Consider the following 19,909-nt stretch of genomic DNA (forward strand, 5'->3'; position numbering starts at 1 on the left):
CTGTGGGAGATTCTATGGTTTCGGGCAAGTCGCTTTTGATTGTGTAGGAGCGGCCTTGTGTCGCGAAGGGCTGCGAAGCAGCCCCAGGATCTGTGCAGCCACCAGAATCGCTGGGGCTGCTCCGCAGCCCTTCGCGACACAAGGCCGCTCCTACACTGACCGCGTAGACGGCACCGATACGGGATGGGCGAGCTCTGTGAGAGCTGGCGACAGCCTGCGATGAGGCCAGTACAGGCATGCACGGCCTCAGGCCAACGCCTCAGCGCGGGCTTAGTATGGTATCCATCGCCTCGGGCAGCATCGCCGGGTAATCCAGGGTGTAATGCAGGCCACGGCTTTCCTTGCGTTGCATGGCCGAGCGAATCATCAGTTCGGCCACCTGCGCCAGGTTGCGCAGCTCGATCAGGTCGCGGCTGACCTTGTAGTTACTGTAGAACTCGTCGATCTCGTCCAGCAGCAGGCGCACCCGGTGTTCGGCCCGCTGCAGGCGCTTGCTGGTGCGCACGATACCGACGTAGTCCCACATGAAGCGCCGCAGTTCGTCCCAGTTGTGAGCGATGATCACATCTTCGTCGGAGTCGGTGACCTGGCTTGCGTCCCAGCAGGGCAGGGCAGTGGGCATGCCTACCTCGCCCAGCATCGCCTCGATGTCCGCAGCCGCCGCACGGCCATAGACGAAGCATTCAAGCAGTGAGTTGCTGGCCATGCGGTTGGCGCCGTGCAGCCCGGTGAAGCTGGTCTCGCCGATGGCGTACAGGCCTGGCACGTCGGTATGGCCGCGCTCGTCGACCATCACCCCGCCGCAGGTGTAGTGGGCAGCGGGCACTACCGGGATCGGCTGGCGTGTAATGTCGATGCCGAACGTCAGGCAGCGCTCGTAGACGGTGGGGAAGTGGGCCTTGATGAACTCGGCGGGCTTGTGGCTGATATCCAGGTATACGCAGTCCACGCCCAGGCGTTTCATTTCATGGTCGATGGCGCGGGCGACGATGTCGCGTGGGGCCAGCTCTTCGCGCGGGTCGAAGCGCGGCATGAAGCGCTCGCCGTTGGGCAGGCGCAGCAGGGCGCCTTCGCCACGCAGTGCTTCGGTCACCAGAAAACTCTTGGCCTGCGGGTGGTACAGGCAGGTCGGGTGGAACTGGTTGAACTCAAGGTTGGCCACCCTGCAGCCGGCGCGCCATGCCATGGCGATACCGTCGCCGCAAGCGCCGTCGGGGTTGCTGGTATAGAGGTACACCTTGGCCGCGCCGCCGGTGGCCAGCACCGTGAAGCGCGCGCCGAAGGTGTCGACTTCACCGGTGTTGCGGTCCAGCACGTAGGCCCCCAGGCAACGTTCACCATCAAGCCCCAGGCGCCGCTCGGTGATCAGGTCGACGGCTACGCGCTGTTCCAGCAATTCGATGTTGGGCCGGCGCCGCGCCTGCTCCAGCAGGGTCTTGAAGATTGCCGCCCCGGTGGCATCGGCGGCGTGGATGATGCGCCGATGGCTGTGGCCGCCTTCGCGGGTCAGGTGAAATTCGAAACCACCGTCCTCCACGCCATGCTGCTCGTCGCGGGTAAACGGCACGCCTTGCTCGATCAGCCACTCGATGGCTTCGCGGCTGTGCTCCACGGTAAAACGCACCGCGTCTTCATGGCACAAGCCGCCGCCGGCATTGAGCGTGTCCTCGACATGCGACTGTACGGTATCGGTGTTGTCCAGTACGGCGGCCACGCCGCCCTGGGCCCAGAACGTCGAGCCGTTGGCCAGGTCGCCCTTGCTCAGCACGGCAATACGCAGGTGGCCAGGAAGGTTCAGGGCAAGGCTCAGGCCCGCCGCGCCACTGCCGATCACCAGGACATCATGTTGGAATTGTTGGCTCATGTCGGGGCACTAGTAATCTTGAGGGGGGGCACGGCACAATAGTCGAGCGTAGATGGCAATGTGAAACTATCGTGAAATCGCCCAGGGACGCCTTTATAGCAGCCCTGAGTGGCAGATTTCCATTGGCGCTTGCGAGCTGCCGGTGATCTTCTTGGGAACTTTCCGACGCCCGTGGAAATCCTATGAAGGCTGCCCGTACGCCACATATTGTCGCGGCGACGCAGGGCGGCAGCTCTATCTTGGGCTGGCACCTGTGTAACGAAACCTGATTATTGACGCAGCCGGCAGTGATCGCGCTGCGACTTTCGTGCGAGCCGACCAAGGGCCGCAGGAAACTTGCTTGGAGGGGGAGAACTTTTGCGTAAAGCCCGAGTCTATGGTTGCAAGCCTGAACGATGGCAAGCGCAACGCTCCTTCGAGCTTACTGAGGAGTGTTCATGCTAACCCAGGAAGAGGATCAGCAGCTTGTCGAGCGCGTGCAGCGCGGCGACAGGCGAGCGTTCGATCTGTTGGTGCTGAAGTATCAGCACAAGATTCTCGGGTTGATCGTGCGTTTCGTACACGACACCCATGAGGCGCAGGACGTGGCGCAGGAAGCCTTTATCAAGGCATACCGGGCGCTCGGCAATTTCCGCGGTGACAGTGCGTTTTACACGTGGCTGTACCGCATCGCCATTAACACGGCGAAGAACTATCTGGTGTCCCGCGGTAGAAGGCCGCCAGACAGTGATGTGAGCTCCGAGGATGCGGAGTTTTACGACGGCGATCATGGCCTCAAGGATCTCGAGTCCCCAGAGCGCTCGTTGTTGCGGGATGAAATCGAAGGCACTGTCCATCGCACCATCCAGCAACTCCCGGAAGATTTGCGTACGGCCCTGACGCTGCGTGAGTTCGATGGTCTGAGTTACGAAGACATTGCCAGTGTCATGCAATGTCCGGTGGGCACCGTGCGCTCTCGAATTTTCCGCGCTCGGGAGGCCATTGACAAAGCCCTGCAACCGTTGTTGCAGGACACCTGAGACAGCGGCGACAGCCAAGAGAGGAACCGCCATGAGTCGTGAAGCTTTGCAGGAATCGCTGTCCGCAGTAATGGACAACCAAGCGGACGAACTGGAACTGCGCCGGGTGCTGAGTGCAGCCGACGATTCCGAAACCCGTGCCACCTGGGCGCGCTACCAGGTAGCCCGTGCAGCTATGCACAAGGAACTGCTGCTGCCCAAGCTGGATATCGCGGCGGCCGTGTCGGCTGCACTGGCTGATGAAGCCGTGCCGACCAAGGTCAAGCAAGGCCCATGGCGTAGCCTCGGCCGTCTGGCTGTTGCGGCATCGGTAACCGTTGCGGTGCTGGCAGGCGTGCGCTTGTACAACCAGGATGAAATCACCGGTGCCGAGCTTGCTGCTCAGCAGCCCGTGCAGCAAGGCGTGACCGTGCCTCAGGCACAGGGCCCGGCAGTGCTGGCCGGCTATAGCGAAAGCGCCGACCAGGCAACTGGCCCGATGGCCAACGGTGTGCTGCAGAACCAGGCCGGCTGGGATCAGCGTCTGCCAGGGTACCTGCGCCAGCACGCCCAGGAATCTGCGCTCAAAGGCACCGAAACCGCACTGCCTTATGCCCGCGCTGCCAGCCTGGAAAACCGTTAAGTAAGGAAGATCATGCGCGCGCTACCTCTCCTGTCGCTGCTGCTGGCCAGCAGCTTCACGGTGCAGGCCTTGGCCGCCAACTCATCGCCTGAGGCGACTGATTGGCTGAACAAGCTGGCCCGGGCCGAACAAGCGCAGAGCTACCAGGGTTCGTTCGTCTATGAACGCAATGGTAGCTTCTCGAGTCACGATATCTGGCACCGCGTCCAGAACGGCAAAATCAGCGAGCGGCTGTTGCAGCTCGATGGCAAAGCCCAGGAAATCGTGCGTGTCGATGGCAAGGTACAGTGCGTCAGTGGTGCGTTGGTGAGTGGCGTGGGTGCCCCTGCCGACACCACGCTGCGAGTGCTTGATCCTCTGAAACTCATCAGCTGGTACGACCTGAGCGTTGCGGGCAAGTCCCGCGTCGCCGGTCGTGATGCGGTGATCGTGACCCTCACGCCCCGTGACCAGCATCGCTACGCGTTCGAATTGCACCTGGACCGCAAGACCGGTCTGCCCCTGCGCTCGTTGATGCTCAACGACAAAGGGCAGCTGCTTGAGCGCTTCCAGATGACCCGTCTCGATACCGACGACGCCCTCAGCGACAGCGACCTTGCCGGCAGTGATGCCTGCAAAGCGGTCGAGCCGGTCGCTGCAACTACTGCTCAAGCCGTCGCCGGCTGGCGTTCGGACTGGCTTCCGCCAGGTTTCGAGCTGATCAACAGTGCTGTGCGCCGCGACCCTGCACGCAAGAGCACGGTCAGCAGCCTCATGTATGACGATGGCCTTGCCCGCTTCTCGGTGTTCCTTGAGCCCGTGTCGGAAGGCGCAGGCACCGACACTCGCGCCCAGTTAGGCCCCACCGTTGCAGTTTCACGCCACTTGACTACGCCTTCTGGCAAAGTGATGGTCACTGTGGTCGGCGAAATTCCATTGGGCACGGCCGAGCGCGTGGCGCTGTCGATCCGTGCACAAGATGCCCAGGCGCGCCAATGACGGCGGGCTTCCTGACAGCTCTTGTTACACACAGCTGACATGAAATTAACCCATTGTCATTTGCAATCCAGCCATAAATTTTCTATAGGTCAGACTTCTTGAAGTCTGGCCTTTCCTGCGTTAGCAGGGGACTTTTGCCAACTACGCTCGTTGTGACGGGAGCCGTATGTCAATACCACGCTTGAAACCCTACCTATCGATGTTTGCCGCTGTGCTGATGCTGGGCCAGGTGCTCACCGCGCAGGCCGAGGAATCATTGCCGGACTTCACCACCTTGGTCGAGCAAGCCTCGCCGGCGGTGGTCAACATCAGTACCAAGCAGAAACTGCCGGACCGGCGCGTCGCTGCCGGGCAGATGCCTGACCTCGAAGGCCTGCCGCCGATGTTCCGCGAGTTCTTCGAGCGCAACATGCCGCAGCAACCCCGTTCGCCCCGTGGCGACCGTCAGCGTGAGGCGCAGTCGCTGGGTTCAGGCTTCATCATTTCCAGCGACGGCTATGTGTTGACCAACAACCACGTGGTCGCCGACGCCGACGAGATCATCGTCCGCCTGTCCGACCGCAGCGAGCTGCAAGCCAAGCTGGTCGGCACCGACCCGCGTACCGACGTGGCCTTGCTCAAGGTCGAAGGCAAGAACCTGCCGATCGTCAAGCTCGGCGACTCCGAGAAACTCAAAGTCGGTGAATGGGTGCTGGCCATTGGCTCGCCGTTCGGCTTCGACCATTCGGTGACCAAAGGTATCGTCAGTGCCAAGGGCCGTACGCTGCCCAACGACACCTACGTGCCGTTCATTCAGACCGACGTTGCCATCAACCCCGGTAACTCCGGTGGCCCGCTGTTCAACATGAAAGGCGAAGTGGTGGGTATCAACTCGCAGATCTTCACCCGTTCCGGCGGCTTCATGGGCCTGTCGTTCGCCATCCCGATCGACGTCGCCATCGATGTCTCCAACCAGCTGAAGAAAGACGGCAAGGTCAGCCGCGGCTGGCTGGGTGTGGTCATTCAGGAGGTCAACAAGGACCTCGCCGAGTCGTTCGGCCTGGAAAAACCCGCCGGTGCGCTGGTGGCGCAGGTGCTTGAAGACGGCCCGGCCGCCAAGGGTGGCTTGCAGGTCGGTGACGTGATCCTGAGCATGAACGGCCAGCCGATCGTCATGTCCGCTGACCTGCCGCACCTGGTGGGTAGCCTCAAGGATGGCGCCAAGGCCAAGCTGGACATCATCCGCAATGGCAAGCGCCAGACCCTGGATGTGACCATTGGCGCCTTGCCCGATGACGACGCCGACATCACCAGCGGCGCTCAAGGCAGCACCGAGCGCAGCAGCAACCGCCTGGGTGTTGCGGTCGCCGACCTTACCGCCGAGCAGAAGAAAGCCCTTGAGCTCAAAGGCGGCGTAGTCATCAAGGAAGTTCAGGACGGCCCGGCGGCGCTGATTGGCCTGCGCCCGGGTGATGTCATCAGCCACCTGAACAACCAGGCCATCGCTTCGGCCAAGGAGTTCACCGAGATTGCCAAGGAGCTGCCGAAGAACCGTTCGGTATCGATGCGCGTGCTGCGTCAAGGCCGTGCAAGCTTCATCACGTTCAAGCTGGCTGAATAAGCTGAGAGTGATGTAGGAAAAGGGCAGCTTCGGCTGCCCTTTTGCCGTAAGAACGGGCGCTCAACACCCCGCGTGGGAGCGGGCCTGCCCCGCGATAGGGCCCTGCCAGGCAATATCGTGCCTTGTAGCGCCCCATCGTAGGGCGCGCGCCGCTGCCACAGGGTTTGTATACAGGCCGACAGAGGAATCTCCCATATCCTTCCGGCTTGAGGTACAATTCCCGGCTATTTTTCGGCGGGCGTCCGGCTCGCAGCCTTTTCCGAGTGTTGACCCGTGAGTGATTTGAGTCATATCCGCAATTTCTCCATCATCGCCCACATCGACCATGGCAAGTCGACGCTGGCCGACCGTTTCATCCAGATGTGCGGTGGCCTGACTGCGCGTGAAATGGAAGCCCAGGTCCTCGATTCCATGGACCTGGAGCGCGAACGCGGGATCACCATCAAGGCCCACAGCGTCACGCTGCACTACAAGGCTCAGGACGGTAAAACCTACCAGCTGAACTTCATCGATACCCCCGGCCACGTCGACTTCACCTACGAAGTCTCGCGTTCGCTGGCGGCGTGCGAGGGTGCACTGCTGGTGGTCGACGCCGGCCAGGGCGTCGAAGCCCAGTCCGTGGCCAACTGCTATACCGCCATCGAGCAGGGCCTGGAAGTCATGCCCGTACTCAACAAGATGGACCTGCCCCAGGCCGACCCGGACCGCGTCAAGGACGAGATCGAGAAGATCATCGGCATCGATGCCACCGACGCCGTGGCGTGCAGCGCCAAGAGCGGCATGGGTGTGGACGAGGTGCTCGAGCGCCTGGTGCAGACCATCCCCGCACCGGTTGGCGAAATCGACGCGCCGCTGCAAGCGCTGATCATCGACTCCTGGTTCGACAACTATCTGGGCGTGGTCTCGCTGGTGCGCGTGCGCCAGGGCCGGGTCAAGAAGGGCGACAAGATCCTGGTCAAGTCCACCGGCAAGCTGCACCTGGTCGACAGCGTCGGTGTCTTCACCCCCAAGCACACGCAAACTGCCGACCTCAAGGCCGGCGAAGTGGGCTTCATCATCGCCAGCATCAAGGACATTCACGGTGCGCCGGTCGGTGACACCCTGACCCTGTCCACGACCCCAGAGGTCGAGGTGCTGTCGGGCTTCAAGAAGATCCAGCCGCAGGTCTACGCCGGCCTGTTCCCGGTCAGCTCCGACGACTTCGAAGACTTCCGCGATGCCCTGCAGAAGCTCACCCTGAACGACTCGTCGCTGCAGTACATGCCAGAAAGCTCCGACGCCCTGGGCTTTGGCTTCCGTTGCGGCTTCCTCGGCATGCTGCACATGGAAATCATCCAGGAGCGCCTTGAGCGCGAGTACGACCTGGACCTGATCACCACTGCGCCAAGCGTGATCTTCGAACTCGAACTCAAGACCGGCGAGACCATCACCGTCGACAACCCGTCGAAGTTGCCCGATGTGTCTGCGGTCACCGAATTCCGCGAGCCGATCGTCACTGCTACCATCCTGGTGCCGCAGGAGCACCTGGGTAACGTGATTACCCTGTGCATCGAAAAACGCGGTGTGCAGCGTGACATGCAGTTCCTCGGCAGCCAGGTGCAAGTGCGCTATGACATGCCGATGAACGAAGTGGTGCTGGACTTCTTCGACCGTCTCAAGTCCACCAGCCGTGGCTACGCCTCGCTGGACTACCATTTCGATCGGTACCAGCCGGCCAACCTGGTCAAGCTGGACGTGCTGATCAACGGTGACAAGGTCGACGCCCTGGCACTGATCGTGCACCGCGACAACGCGGCCTACAAAGGCCGTGCGCTGACCGAAAAAATGAAGGAACTGATCCCGCGGCAGATGTTCGATGTGGCGATCCAGGCAGCCATTGGCGGCCAGATCATCGCCCGGACAACCGTCAAGGCGCTCAGAAAGAACGTACTGGCCAAGTGTTACGGCGGCGACGTCAGCCGTAAGAAGAAGCTGCTCGAGAAGCAGAAGGCCGGTAAAAAACGCATGAAGCAGGTGGGTAACGTGGAAATTCCACAGGAAGCCTTCCTCGCCGTGCTCAGGTTGGATAGCTAGGTCCTATGTCGCTAAATTTCCCGCTGTTGCTCGTCATCGCCGTAGCCGTCTGTGGCCTGTTGGGCCTGATCGACCTGCTGTTCCTGGCCCCGCGCCGGCGGTCGGCAATCGCTACTTATCAGGGCAGCGTCACCCAGCCGGAAATGGCTGTGGTGGAGCGCCTGAACAAGGAGCCGTTGCTGGTCGAGTACGGCAAGTCGTTCTTCCCGGTGCTGTTCGTCGTGCTGGTGCTGCGTTCGTTCCTGGTTGAACCGTTCCAGATCCCCTCGGGGTCGATGAAACCGACCCTCGAAGTGGGCGATTTCATTCTGGTGAGCAAGTTCTCCTACGGCATTCGCCTGCCGGTGATCGACAAGAAAATCATCGAGATCGGCGACCCGCAGCGCGGCGATGTCATGGTGTTCCGGTATCCGAGCGACCCTAACGTCAACTACATCAAGCGTGTGGTTGGCCTGCCGGGCGATCAGATCCGCTACACCAACGACAAGCGCTTGTACGTCAATGGCCAGCCGGTTGCCGAGCAACTGGTTGGCAGCGAGCCAGGTACCTTGGGCAGCGCCGAGCTGTACAAGGAAAAACTCGGCGAAGCCGAGCACCTGATCCGCAAGGAAATGACCCGTTACCGCATGCCGCCGGACCAGCAATGGACCGTGCCGGCCGGGCACTACTTCATGATGGGCGACAACCGCGACAACTCCAACGACAGCCGCTTCTGGGATGACCCGAATATCCCTAAAGAGCTGCACGGCATGGTCCCGGACCACAATATCGTCGGCAAGGCGTTCGCGGTATGGATGAGCTGGCCAGAGCCCAAGCTCAGCCACTTCCCCAACCTGTCGCGGGTCGGCCTGATCCATTGAGCATCGACGGCGCTGTCTACAGACAGCGCCGATTGCATTTCTGACATAGGCTGTGTTCTCAGGGAGCGAGAGATTTCGCCGTTTCCGGCGACAGCACCGCCAAACCGTCTTCCAGGATGTTGATTTGAATAACGCGTTTAACACCGCAGGGGTGGCCCGATGAGTGCAACCCTGGCCCAACTGGAGCGCAAGCTCGGTTACACCTTCAAGGATCAGGAGCTGATGCTGCTGGCCTTGACCCATCGCAGCTATGCCGGGCGCAATAACGAGCGCCTGGAATTCCTCGGCGATGCCATTCTCAACTTCGTGGCCGGCGAAGCGCTGTTCGAGCGTTTCCCCCAGGCCCGCGAAGGCCAGCTATCGCGCCTGCGCGCACGCCTGGTGAAGGGTGAAACCCTGGCCCGCCTGGCCCGTGGTTTCGATCTGGGCGACTACCTGCGCCTGGGCTCGGGCGAACTCAAAAGCGGCGGTTTTCGCCGCGAGTCGATCCTGGCCGACGCCCTTGAGGCGTTGATCGGCGCGATCTACCAGGATGCCGACATGCAGACCGCACGTGAGCGCGTTCTGGCGTGGCTGACCGACGAGTTCGACGGCCTGACCCTGGTCGATACCAACAAAGACCCCAAGACCCGCCTGCAGGAGTTTCTGCAGTCGCGCAGCTGCGACCTGCCGCGTTACGAGGTGGTGGACATCCAGGGCGAACCGCACTGCCGCACCTTCTTCGTCGAATGCGAAGTGGTGCTGCTGAACAACAAAAGCCGCGGCCAGGGCGTGAGCCGGCGTATCGCCGAGCAGGTAGCCGCCGCCGCTGCATTGATCGCCCTGGGCGTGGAGAATGGCAATGACTGAGAATACTTCGACCCGCTGTGGCTATGTGGCCATCGTCGGCCGCCCCAACGTGGGCAAGTCCACGCTGCTCAACCACATCCTCGGGCAGAAGCTTGCGATCACCTCGCGCAAGCCGCAAACCACCCGCCACAACATGCTCGGCATCAAGACCGAAGGCGACGTGCAGGCGATCTATGTCGACACCCCCGGCATGCACAAGGCCAACGACAAGGCCCTGAACCGCTACATGAACCGCAACGCCTCGGCAGCCTTGAAAGACGTGGATGTGGTGATCTTCGTGGTCGACCGTACCCGCTGGACCGACGAGGACCAACTGGTGCTCGAGCGCGTTCAGTACGTGACCGGCCCGCTGATCATCGCGGTCAACAAGACCGACCGCATGGAAGAAAAAGCCGACTTGATCCCGCATCTGCAGTGGCTGCAGGAGCAACTGCCGAACGCGCAGGTGATGCCGATTTCCGCGCAGCAGGGGCACAACCTCGAAGCGCTGGAAGCCCAGATCGCCAAGCACCTGCCGGAAAACGATCACTTCTTCCCCGAAGACCAGATCACCGACCGCAGCAGCCGTTTCCTGGCCGCCGAGCTGGTCCGCGAGAAAATCATGCGCCAGCTGGGCGCAGAGCTTCCGTACCAGATCACCGTCGAAATCGAAGAGTTCAAGCAACAGGGCCATGTGCTGCATATCCATGCGCTGATCCTGGTTGAACGCGACGGCCAGAAGAAAATCATCATTGGCGACAAGGGTGAGCGTATCAAGCGCATCGGCTCCGAGGCGCGCAAGGACATGGAAGTGCTGTTCGACTCCAAGGTCATGCTCAACCTGTGGGTGAAGGTCAAAGGCGGCTGGTCTGACGACGAACGCGCCCTGCGCTCGTTGGGCTACGGCGACCTGTAAGCTTTTCAGCAAATTCGCTGTATCCCGTGGGAGCGGGCTTGCCCCGCGATTGCAATCGCGGGGCAAGCCCGCTCCCACAGTTCTTTCTGGCCCCGAGTGATTTCGCATGGACCAACCCACCCCCCAGCCGGCCTACGTGCTGCACAGCCGCGCCTACAAGGAAACCAGCGCGCTGGTGGACTTGCTCACCCCCCAGGGGCGGGTACGGGCGGTGCTGCGCCGGGCGCGGGGCAAGGGCGGTAGCCTGGTGCGCCCATTTGTGCCGCTTGAGGTTGAGTTGCGCGGGCGAGGGGAGCTGAAGAACGTCGGCCGTATGGACAGCAGCGGTATCGCCGCCTGGCTGCATGGCGATGCACTATTCAGCGGGTTGTACCTCAATGAGTTGCTGATGCGCCTGCTGCCAGCGGAGGCGCCCTACCCGGCGCTGTTCGAGCATTACACCCTGACCTTGCAGGCCCTGGCCGCCGGTCGCCCGTTGGAGCCGCTGCTGCGTGCGTTCGAATGGCGGCTGCTGGACGAGCTTGGCTACGCCTTTGCCCTGCACCATGACGTCAATGATGCCCCGGTGGTTGCCGATGGCCTGTACCGGTTGCTGGTCGATGCCGGGCTTGAGCGGGTCGAGCTGTTTCAGCCCGGGTTGTTCAAGGGCACCGAGCTGCTGGCATTGGCTGACGCGGACTGGGCCGCCCCCGGCGCATTGCTTGCGGCCAAGCGCCTGATGCGCCAGGCGCTGGCGGTGCACCTGGGGCCCAAGCCGCTGGTCAGCCGGGAACTGTTTCGCAAGCGCTGATCACGACGTATGCTGTGTGGCTCAACTATCAGGAGAGCCTTTCGTGACTCACAGCAACCGCATGCTTCTTGGCGTCAACATCGACCACGTGGCCACCCTGCGCCAGGCACGCGGCACGCGTTACCCTGATCCGGTCAAGGCTGCGCTGGACGCCGAAGAGGCGGGCGCCGACGGCATTACCGTGCACCTGCGTGAAGACCGCCGGCATATTCAGGAACGTGATGTACTGCTGCTCAAGGACGTGTTGCAAACGCGCATGAACTTCGAGATGGGCGTCACCGAAGAGATGATGGCCTTCGCCGAAAAGATCCGCCCTGCGCACATCTGCCTGGTGCCGGAAACCCGCCAGGAACTGACCACCGAAGGTGGCCTGGACGTGGCTGGCCAAGAGGCGCGTATCAAGGCTGCCGTCGAGCGCCTGGCGCGCACCGGCGCCGAAGTGTCGCTGTTCATCGATGCTGACGAGCGCCAGATCGAAGCCTCGCGCCGCGTGGGTGCGCCGGCTATCGAGCTGCACACCGGGCGTTACGCGGATGCTGAAACCCCAACCGAGGTGGCAGAAGAGCTGCAGCGCATCAAGGATGGCGTCGCCTTTGGCGTCGGCCAGGGCCTGATCGTGAACGCCGGCCACGGCCTGCACTACCACAACGTCGAGGCGGTGGCGGCAATCAAAGGCATCAATGAGCTGAACATCGGCCACGCCTTGGTGGCGCATGCCTTGTTTGTCGGCTTCAAGGCGGCAGTCGCCGAAATGAAAGCCCTGATCATCGCCGCTTCGCGCTGATCACCTCGCGCTGGTTCGGCACGCCCGGTTGGGCACTGTTTCGCGCAAGCCTGTGCTGGCCTCATCGCAGGCTGGCGCCAGCTCCCACAGGAATTGGGCCAGACACCAATATCGCAGTTGAAGCGGGCTCTGTGGGAGATTCTATGGTTTCGGGCAAGTCGCTTTTGATTGTGTAGGAGCGGCCTTGTGTCGCGAAAGGGCCCTCAACGCCAGCCCATCACTGCGTCTGAAACACCAGGCTGAAGCGCGTAGGCCCTTGCACTGCGCTGCGCACTTCGACCCGCCCGCCATGCAGGCGCATGATCGACTGCACGATGGCAAGCCCCAGCCCGGTACCACCTTCCAGCCTGGAACGCCCGCTGCCTGCGCGGTAGAACCGTTCGAACAGGTGCGGCAGGTCTGCTTCAGCAATGCCCGGCCCGCAGTTTTCGACCCACACAGCCATGCCGTCCGCCACCCGCTCGACCCCAACCGTCACCGGCAGCCCTTCGGCGCCGTGCCGAATGGCATTGCTCAGCAGGTTGGACAGTGCCCGCTGGAACATCAGCTTGTCCGCAAGCGCGGTGCCCCAGCCTTGCAGTTGCAGCGAGATATCCTTGAGTTCGGCGCTGAAGGCAAACAACTCGCTGACCCGCGCCACCTCGTCTGCCAACGCCAGCGGCGCCAGGCCAACCTGGCTGTGGGGCTGGCTGACCTGGGCCAGAAACAGCATGTCATTGATGATCCGGCTGAGCCGCGTCAGTTCCTCCACGCTGTCTTCCAGCGCCTCACGGTAACGCCCGGCGTCGCGCTCGCGCGCCAGGGTGACTTGCGCCTTGCCCATCAGGTTACTCAGCGGGGTGCGCAGTTCATGGGCCAGGTCATCGGAGAACTGCGACAGCTGGCTTACGCCGTGGTCGAGGCGGTCGAGCATCACGTTGATTGCCCGGGCAAGGTCCGCCAGCTCCAGCGGCAGACCTTCATGGGGCAAACGGTGGCCCAGGTCCTGGGCCGAGACCAATCCGGCAATTCTTCGAAAATGCCGTAAAGGCCGCAGGCCGCGCTGCACCAGCTTCCAGGCGGCAACGCCGATCAGCAGCAACACCAGCGGCAGGCCCAGCAAGGTTGAATGCAGGTACGCATCGAGCAGTGCGCTGTCATCGTTGCGGTTCAGCGACATCAGCACCTTCACCGGGGTGTCATCACGTAGTTGCATCACGCGGCTGGCGGTGAGCATCGGCGTGTCGCTGGCGTCGCGCCACTCATGGAAGGTGAGCTGCGCCTGTGCAGGCAGTGCTTGCAGATGCTGTGATTGCAGCGCCGGGCCCAGGCTCAGCAGGGCAGGGTGGCGGCTATTGATGGCCAGCACGCTGAGGCTGAGGTTGTCGTGGCCCATCACCAGGTCCAGCAGTGGGTGCGCCCGTACGCCGAGGTCGTCACTGCGCAGATCCACCCGCAGGTTGTGCTCGACCTGCAGCATCTTGCGGGTAAGGTCCTTGCGCGCCCGGCTGTCCAGCTCATGATCGAGGGCGAACACCGCCAGGGCTGCCAGCAGCAGTACCAGCGCCGCGCCCATCAGTATGACGGTAAGGCCAAGGCGCATGGACAGCGTGGCTGGCTTCACGCCCGCGCCTCCAGCACGTAGCCGACGCCGCGCAGGGTGTGGATGAGCTTGTCTTCGAACGGGTCGTCGATTTTTGCTCGCAAGCGGCGGATCGACACCTCGACCACGTTGGTGTCGCAATCGAAGTTCATGTCCCACACCAGCGAGATGATCTGCGTGCGCGACAATACCTCGCCGCTCTGGCGCATCAGCAGGTGCAGCAGGGTGAACTCCTTGGCGGTCAGGTCGATGCGCTGGCCGGCACGCCAGGCCCGATGCCGGCCAGGGTCAAGCTCCAGGTCGGCAACCTTCAGGGTGCTGGGCTGCAGGTTTTGTTCGGTGCGCCGCAGCAGGCTGCGGATGCGTGCAAGCAGCTCTGGAAACTCGAAGGGTTTGAGCAGGTAGTCATCGGCGCCCAGGTCCAGCCCCTTTACCCGGTCGGCCAGCCGCCCGTGGGCGGTGAGCATCATGATGCGCGTGGCGGATTCGGCGCGCAGGCGTTGCAGCACGCTCCAGCCGTCCAGCTCGGGCAGGTTGACGTCGAGGATCACCAGGTCGTAGGGCTGCTGGCGGGCCAGGTGCAGGCCATCGGTGCCGGTGTAGGCGCAGTCGACCACATAGCCGTTTTCACGCAGGCCCTGTTGCAGGTAGTCGGCGGTACGGGGTTCGTCCTCGATGATCAGTAGGCGCATGCTCAGGCTCGGTGGGGCGAAAGAAGGGGGCGATTCTCGACCCTGTAGCAGCATCAGGGTCAAGCGGGGGCATGTTACGGGATGCGAGCAGCCAAGCGGCGTGGATAACGAATTTGTAATCTGCCGGCCATGTCGCTGACGGTGCTGTGCCTGAGCCCCCTCGCGGTGGCTCGGCATTCCGAGCAAGCCCGCCCCACAGGAATTCGATGCGGCTTTCACGACTGTAATGCGCGGCTCACCTTGGTGTTAGCTAGCCCTTGGCAAGATTGCCTCAACTAAACGGTTACCACGAGGCAAGCACCATGAACCTGAGCAAGTACCTGCTGTTGGCAATCCTCGCCCTGGGCAGCACCAGCGTTTTCGCCGAAGGTGGCGCGGAGCGATCCAAGCAGTTCTGGCAGGCGTTTCGCGAAGATCAGGCGCGGCTGTATGGCAACGACCAGGCGCAGGCGGTTGCCGAGCGTGAGCGTGAAGCCAAGGCCCGCAAGGTTGCGAAGGATTGAGAGGCACTGCACCTGCGCCGCAACCGCTCCACGGCGCAGGTGACTTCAGGCGCCTGCAGCTTGGCTGCCGGCGCCTTTTTTACTTGCGCGCCAGCAACGTGGCGCGGCGCGGGGCCGGCAGGCCTTCGACGGTTTTACCGGGGTCGTTGGGGTCGAGGAAATCGCCCAGTGACTGGTAGCGCATCCACTCGGTACTGCGCTGCTCCTCAAGGCTGGTGACGCTGACATCGACGCAGCGCACATCGCTGAAACCTGCGCGGCGCAACCAGCGCTCCAGGGCTGGTACCGACGGCAGGTACCACACGTTGCGCATCTGCGCGTAACGGTCCTCGGGCACCAGCACCTGGTTCTCGTCGCCCTCGATGACCAGTGTCTCCAGCACCAGCTCACCCCCTTTTACCAGGCAGTCCTTGAGCGCCAGCAGGTGCTCGATGGGCGAGCGGCGATGGTAGAACACGCCCATGGAGAACACCGTATCGAACCCCTCGAGGTTGGCCGGCAGTTCTTCCAGGGCGAAGGGCAGGTGCCAGGCCGGTAGCTGCGGCAGGTACTGCTGCACAGCCTGGAACTGGCAGAAGAACAGCCAGTTGGGGTCGACACCCACCACCATGTCGGCGCCAGCACCGAGCATGCGCCATTGGTAATAGCCATTGCCACAGCCGACATCGAGCACGCGCTTGCCCTTGAGGTCCAGGTGCGGGCCGACCCGCGACCATTTCCAGTCCGAGCGCCACTCGGTATCGACATGCACGCCGAACAGGTCGAACGGCCCTTTGCGCCACGGCGACAAGCCCATCAGTGCCTCGCGCATTTGTGCGCGGGTGGCCGGGTCGCAGTCGCAATCCAGGCGCAGGCCGTTGACCAGGTCGATTTCGCTCGGCACAAGCTTGGGCAGCGCCTCAAGTGCGCCGCGCCAGCGGTCGAGGTCGCCGTGGCCTTTTTCAAGCTTGGCGTCGAGTTGGGCCTGCAGGCCTTGCGACCAGGTAGCCAGCGGCGTACCCGCCAGGCGGCGGACGAGGGGGGAAAGATCGATCATGGCAGGGCTATCAGAGAGGCGAAGTTAAGGCACTGGAACCACGGCACGACCTTGGAGAAACCGGCCTCGCGCAAACGTTGCTCGTGGGCCTGCAAGGTGTCGGGCTTCATCACATGCTCGATGGCGCTGCGCTTCTGGGCAATTTCCAGCTCGCTGTAGCCGTTGGCACGTTTGAAGTCCAGGTGCAGCTCGTTGAGCAGGTGCTGCTGCTGGTCATCGGCAAAGCACAGCTTTTCGGAAAGAATCAGCGCGCCGCCCGGCAGCAAAGCCTGGCGAATTTGCGCCAGCAGCGCCAGGCGCTGCTCGGGCGCGATGAATTGCAAGGTGAAGTTCATCGCCACCACCGAGGCCGGTTGCAGGGCAAGGTTGAGGATGTCTGCCTCGACCACTTCAACCGGCAGCAGCTCCTGGAACATCGAGTCTTGCGCATTGAGGTATTGCTGGCAGCGTTCGACCATGGCGGCGGAATTGTCCACCGCAATGACCCGGCAGCCGTCTACCCGCACATGGCGGCGCAGGGCCTGGGTAACGGCGCCCAGTGAGGCGCCGAGGTCATACAGCGCCGTATTGGGCTGGGCGAAGCGCGCCGCGAGCACACCGAGGTTCTCGACGATGGTCGGGTAGCCGGGTACCGAGCGCTTGATCATGTCCGGGAACACCCGCACCACGTCCTCGTTGAAGACGAAGTCGGGCACTTGTTCCAGAGGCTGGGCGAATAAACGGTCGGGGGGTTGGCTCACAGTTGGCTCGATGCGATGTCTTTCAAGGCCGGCATTTTATCCAAAGGTCGACAGCAAGCCAAATCGCTAACCGGTGGTGTGCCTGATCAACCACCCGTGACCCTGATCTGGCAATCGAATGTCTGCACCGGGCGTACCTCTGGGGCCCAGGGCTGTTGATAGACCAGCACCAGATGCCCGTCGCCGGTGGCCTTGGCCTGGAAACGCCATGAAGACACACCCGCGCTGCCGACGATGCCGGCGTCTTCGGGTGCGCTGTACACCTCTGGGCCAAGGCTTTGCAGGATATTCGAGGCCGGGTTCTGCAGCAGCCAGCGATAGCCCGTGGTGGGGTTGGCGGGCAGCGTCAAGGCCAGGGTCTGGCCTACTACCAGACGCTTGGGGCATTCGCTTTCGGCGTCGAGTTCTACCGGGCCTTTGGGTTGCTGGGCACAGGCGGCGAGCAGGGCAAGGCTAAAGGGAGCAAGCAAACGATGGGCGGTCATAAAGGCTCCGCAGGCGGAAGATAGCCGCAGAATACCCGAAGCGGCTGCTGATGTCGGCCCCTGGGCAAGCAGGCCCGCTTGCGCGGGCCGCTGTGTGTGGCAGGTGTCAGAACAACACTTTGGCAACGTCGGCATAGCGCCGTGCAAAGTGCACCGTCAGGCCCTCTTTCAGGTAATCAGGCAATTCCTCGAAGTCGCCACGGTTAGGCTCTGGCAGGATCAGCTCGAAGATCTTCTGCCGGCGCGCGGCGATCACTTTCTCGCGTACCCCGCCAATCGGCAGCACCTGGCCAGTAAGGGTCAGTTCGCCAGTCATGGCCACGCCTTTTTTCGGCGCCTGGTCACGGGCCAGCGAGAGCAGCGCACTGGCCATGGTCACCCCGGCGCTTGGGCCGTCTTTGGGGGTGGCACCCTCGGGCACGTGCAGGTGAATGAATGCCTCGTTGAAGAACGCCGGGTCCGCGCCGAATGCCTTGAGGTTGGAGCTGATATAGCTGTAGGCGATTTCGGCAGACTCCTTCATCACATCCCCCAGCTTGCCGGTGAGCTTGAAGCCGCGGTTGAGGGTATGAATGCGTGTGGCTTCGATGGGCAAGGTGGCGCCGCCCATGCTGGTCCAGGCAAGGCCGGTGATGACGCCTTTACCGGCCAGCACCTGTTCGCTGCGAAATACCGGCATGCCCAAGGCCGCTTCGAGGTCTTTATTGGCGATCTTGAGCTTGGCATCGGGGGCATCCAGCAGCTTGACCACGGCCTTGCGCACCAGCTTGCCGAGCTGCTTTTCCAACTGCCGCACGCCGGCTTCGCGGGCATAGCCCTCGATTACGGTACGCAGCGCGCCGTCGCTGATGGCCAGGCTGTTTTTCGATACGCCGGCTTTTTCCAGCTGCTTGGGCCACAGGTGGCGCTTGGCGATGGCCATCTTTTCTTCGGTGATGTAGCCAGACAGGCGGATCACCTCCATGCGGTCAAGCAACGGGCCGGGGATCGAGTCCAGGGTGTTGGCGGTGCACACGAACAGCACTTTCGACAGGTCCAGGCGCAGGTCGAGGTAGTGATCGAGGAAGTCGACGTTCTGCTCGGGGTCGAGGGTTTCGAGCAAGGCCGAGGCGGGGTCGCCCTGGTAGCTCTGGCCCATCTTGTCGATTTCGTCGAGCATGATCACCGGGTTCATCACCTCGACGTCCTTGAGCGCCTGCACCAACTTGCCCGGCTGGGCGCCAATGTAGGTGCGCCGGTGGCCTTTGATTTCGGCTTCGTCGCGCATGCCGCCGACACTGAAGCGATAGAACGGCCGGCCAAGGGATTCAGCGATGGACTTGCCGATACTGGTCTTGCCCACCCCCGGCGGGCCAACCAGCAGCACGATGGAGCCGCTGATTTCGCCCTTCCAGGCACCGACGGCGAGGAACTCAAGGATGCGCTCCTTGATGTCATCGAGCCCGGCGTGGTGGCGGTCGAGCACTTTGCGCGCATGCTTGAGGTCGAGCTTGTCAGCGCCGTACACGCCCCAGGGCAAGGCGGTGGCCCAGTCCAGGTAATTGCGCGTGACGGCGTACTCGGGCGAGCCGGTTTCCAGAATGCCAAGCTTGCCCATTTCTTCGTCGATGCGTTTTTTCGCTTGCTCGGGCAGGGTCTTGCCGACCAGGCGCTGCTGGAACTGCTCAAGGTCGGCGCTGCGGTCGTCCTTGGTCAGGCCCAGCTCCTGCTGGATGACCTTAAGCTGCTCCTTGAGGAAGAATTCGCGCTGGTGTTCCCCGATCTGGCGGTTCACCTCGGCAGAAATCTCGTTCTGCAGGCGGGCGACCTCGACCTCCTTGCGCAGCATCGGCAGGACCTTTTCCATGCGCTTGAGCATGGGCACGCAATCGAGCACTTCCTGCAACTGGCTGCCAGTGGCGGAGGTCAGTGCGGCGGCGAAGTCGGTGAGCGGCGAAGGGTCGTTGGGGCTGAAGCGGTTGAGGTAGTTTTTAAGCTCTTCGCTGTACAACGGGTTGAGCGGCAGCAGCTCTTTGATCGCGTTGATCAGGGCCATGCCGTAGGCCTTCACCTCGTCGGTGGGCTCGGTGGACTGGCGGGGGTATTCGACTTCAACCAGGTACGGCGGGCGGTGGTGCTTGAGCCAGGTGCGGATGCGCACGCGGGTCAGGCCCTGGGCGACGAATTGCAGCTTGCCGCCTTCACGGCTGGCGTGGTGCACCTTCACCAGGGTGCCGTATTCGGGCAGGGCCTTGGTGTCGAAATGGCGGTGATCTTCGGGCGGGCTGTCCATGTAGAACAGCGCCAGGCTGTGGTGCTCGGACTTGGCCACCAGGTCCAGGGTTTCGGCCCATGGCTCTTCGTTGACGATCACCGGCAGCACTTGTGCTGGGAAGAACGGGCGGTTGTGAATGGGGATCACATAGACCTTGTCCGGCAGTTGCTGGCCGGGCAGGGCAAGGAGGTGGCCGGTGCCGGGCGCTGCGGCCAGATGCTCGACTTCGCTGTGTTCGTCAGGGTGATCGGGAAAATCCTGCTGGTCGCTCATGGGGCACCTG

18 protein-coding genes are annotated in these 19,909 nt (G+C 62.6%); 11 read left to right on the forward strand and 7 right to left on the reverse strand.

Annotated features, from left to right (window positions below; all coding sequences use genetic code 11):
- Positions 1 to 259: 259 nt before the first annotated feature.
- Entirely contained in the window at positions 260 to 1,864 is a 1,605-nt protein-coding gene (gene nadB, locus HU720_RS15105) for an L-aspartate oxidase (RefSeq protein WP_186520734.1), read from the reverse strand.
- A gap of 437 nt (positions 1,865 to 2,301) precedes the next feature.
- Between nadB and rpoE the strand changes: the two genes are divergently transcribed.
- The 10 genes from rpoE to pdxJ all read left to right on the forward strand — a co-directional run bounded on the left by rpoE (position 2,302) and on the right by pdxJ (position 12,334).
- On the forward strand, positions 2,302 to 2,883 hold the full coding sequence (rpoE, locus tag HU720_RS15110) for an RNA polymerase sigma factor RpoE (protein ID WP_008094990.1): 582 nt from the start codon (positions 2,302 to 2,304) through the stop codon (positions 2,881 to 2,883).
- Positions 2,884 to 2,914: 31 nt separating this feature from the next.
- Positions 2,915 to 3,505, forward strand: a complete 591-nt coding sequence (locus HU720_RS15115; RefSeq protein WP_186520735.1) for an RseA family anti-sigma factor — start codon at positions 2,915 to 2,917, stop codon at positions 3,503 to 3,505.
- 12 nt (positions 3,506 to 3,517) lie between these two features.
- Positions 3,518 to 4,483, forward strand: a complete 966-nt coding sequence (locus HU720_RS15120) for a MucB/RseB C-terminal domain-containing protein (protein WP_186520736.1) — start codon at positions 3,518 to 3,520, stop codon at positions 4,481 to 4,483.
- Between the two features lie 166 nt (positions 4,484 to 4,649).
- The gene (locus tag HU720_RS15125; protein WP_186520737.1) at positions 4,650 to 6,083 is read left to right on the forward strand and encodes a DegQ family serine endoprotease; all 1,434 of its coding nucleotides are present in this window, start codon (positions 4,650 to 4,652) and stop codon (positions 6,081 to 6,083) included.
- A 273-nt stretch (positions 6,084 to 6,356) separates the two neighbouring features.
- Positions 6,357 to 8,156: a translation elongation factor 4 gene (gene lepA, locus HU720_RS15130; protein ID WP_186520738.1), complete on the forward strand. Its 1,800-nt coding sequence runs from the start codon at positions 6,357 to 6,359 to the stop codon at positions 8,154 to 8,156.
- A gap of 5 nt (positions 8,157 to 8,161) precedes the next feature.
- A complete protein-coding gene (lepB, locus tag HU720_RS15135) occupies positions 8,162 to 9,016 on the forward strand; it encodes a signal peptidase I (RefSeq protein WP_186520739.1) in 855 nt (284 codons plus the stop codon).
- Positions 9,017 to 9,175: 159 nt separating this feature from the next.
- A complete protein-coding gene (rnc, locus tag HU720_RS15140; RefSeq protein ID WP_186520740.1) occupies positions 9,176 to 9,865 on the forward strand; it encodes a ribonuclease III in 690 nt (229 codons plus the stop codon).
- A complete protein-coding gene (gene era, locus HU720_RS15145) occupies positions 9,858 to 10,760 on the forward strand; it encodes a GTPase Era (RefSeq protein WP_186520741.1) in 903 nt (300 codons plus the stop codon). Before rnc ends, era begins: the two co-directional genes overlap by 8 nt.
- A gap of 106 nt (positions 10,761 to 10,866) precedes the next feature.
- The gene (gene recO, locus HU720_RS15150) at positions 10,867 to 11,550 is read left to right on the forward strand and encodes a DNA repair protein RecO (RefSeq protein WP_186520742.1); all 684 of its coding nucleotides are present in this window, start codon (positions 10,867 to 10,869) and stop codon (positions 11,548 to 11,550) included.
- Between the two features lie 43 nt (positions 11,551 to 11,593).
- Entirely contained in the window at positions 11,594 to 12,334 is a 741-nt protein-coding gene (gene pdxJ, locus HU720_RS15155; protein WP_186520743.1) for a pyridoxine 5'-phosphate synthase, read from the forward strand.
- A gap of 217 nt (positions 12,335 to 12,551) precedes the next feature.
- On the opposite strand, the gene HU720_RS15160 is transcribed toward pdxJ, so the two are convergent.
- Both HU720_RS15160 and HU720_RS15165 read right to left on the reverse strand, forming a co-directional pair.
- Positions 12,552 to 13,937, reverse strand: a complete 1,386-nt coding sequence (locus tag HU720_RS15160) for a heavy metal sensor histidine kinase (RefSeq protein ID WP_186520744.1) — start codon at positions 13,935 to 13,937, stop codon at positions 12,552 to 12,554.
- Positions 13,934 to 14,608 carry a heavy metal response regulator transcription factor gene (locus HU720_RS15165; RefSeq protein WP_186520745.1) on the reverse strand — a complete coding sequence of 225 codons (675 nt, stop codon included), beginning with the start codon at positions 14,606 to 14,608 and terminating at the stop codon, positions 13,934 to 13,936. Before HU720_RS15165 ends, HU720_RS15160 begins: the two co-directional genes overlap by 4 nt.
- A 302-nt stretch (positions 14,609 to 14,910) precedes the next feature.
- Between HU720_RS15165 and HU720_RS15170 the strand changes: the two genes are divergently transcribed.
- A complete protein-coding gene (locus HU720_RS15170) occupies positions 14,911 to 15,111 on the forward strand; it encodes a hypothetical protein (protein WP_186520746.1) in 201 nt (66 codons plus the stop codon).
- 79 nt (positions 15,112 to 15,190) lie between these two features.
- Here HU720_RS15170 and cmoB read toward each other — a convergent pair whose 3' ends face one another.
- From cmoB to lon, 4 genes are all read right to left on the reverse strand, one after another.
- Positions 15,191 to 16,147 carry a tRNA 5-methoxyuridine(34)/uridine 5-oxyacetic acid(34) synthase CmoB gene (cmoB, locus tag HU720_RS15175; protein WP_186520747.1) on the reverse strand — a complete coding sequence of 319 codons (957 nt, stop codon included), beginning with the start codon at positions 16,145 to 16,147 and terminating at the stop codon, positions 15,191 to 15,193.
- Entirely contained in the window at positions 16,144 to 16,887 is a 744-nt protein-coding gene (cmoA, locus tag HU720_RS15180) for a carboxy-S-adenosyl-L-methionine synthase CmoA (RefSeq protein WP_186520748.1), read from the reverse strand. The genes cmoB and cmoA overlap by 4 nt, the downstream gene beginning before the upstream one ends.
- An 86-nt stretch (positions 16,888 to 16,973) precedes the next feature.
- Positions 16,974 to 17,372, reverse strand: a complete 399-nt coding sequence (locus HU720_RS15185; protein ID WP_186520749.1) for a protease inhibitor I42 family protein — start codon at positions 17,370 to 17,372, stop codon at positions 16,974 to 16,976.
- Positions 17,373 to 17,478: 106 nt separating this feature from the next.
- The gene (gene lon / locus HU720_RS15190) at positions 17,479 to 19,899 is read right to left on the reverse strand and encodes an endopeptidase La (RefSeq protein ID WP_225917099.1); all 2,421 of its coding nucleotides are present in this window, start codon (positions 19,897 to 19,899) and stop codon (positions 17,479 to 17,481) included.
- Positions 19,900 to 19,909 lie beyond the last annotated feature (10 nt).

The organism is Pseudomonas sp. SWRI51, assembly GCF_014268825.1.
Lineage (GTDB): Bacteria > Pseudomonadota > Gammaproteobacteria > Pseudomonadales > Pseudomonadaceae > Aquipseudomonas > Aquipseudomonas farsensis.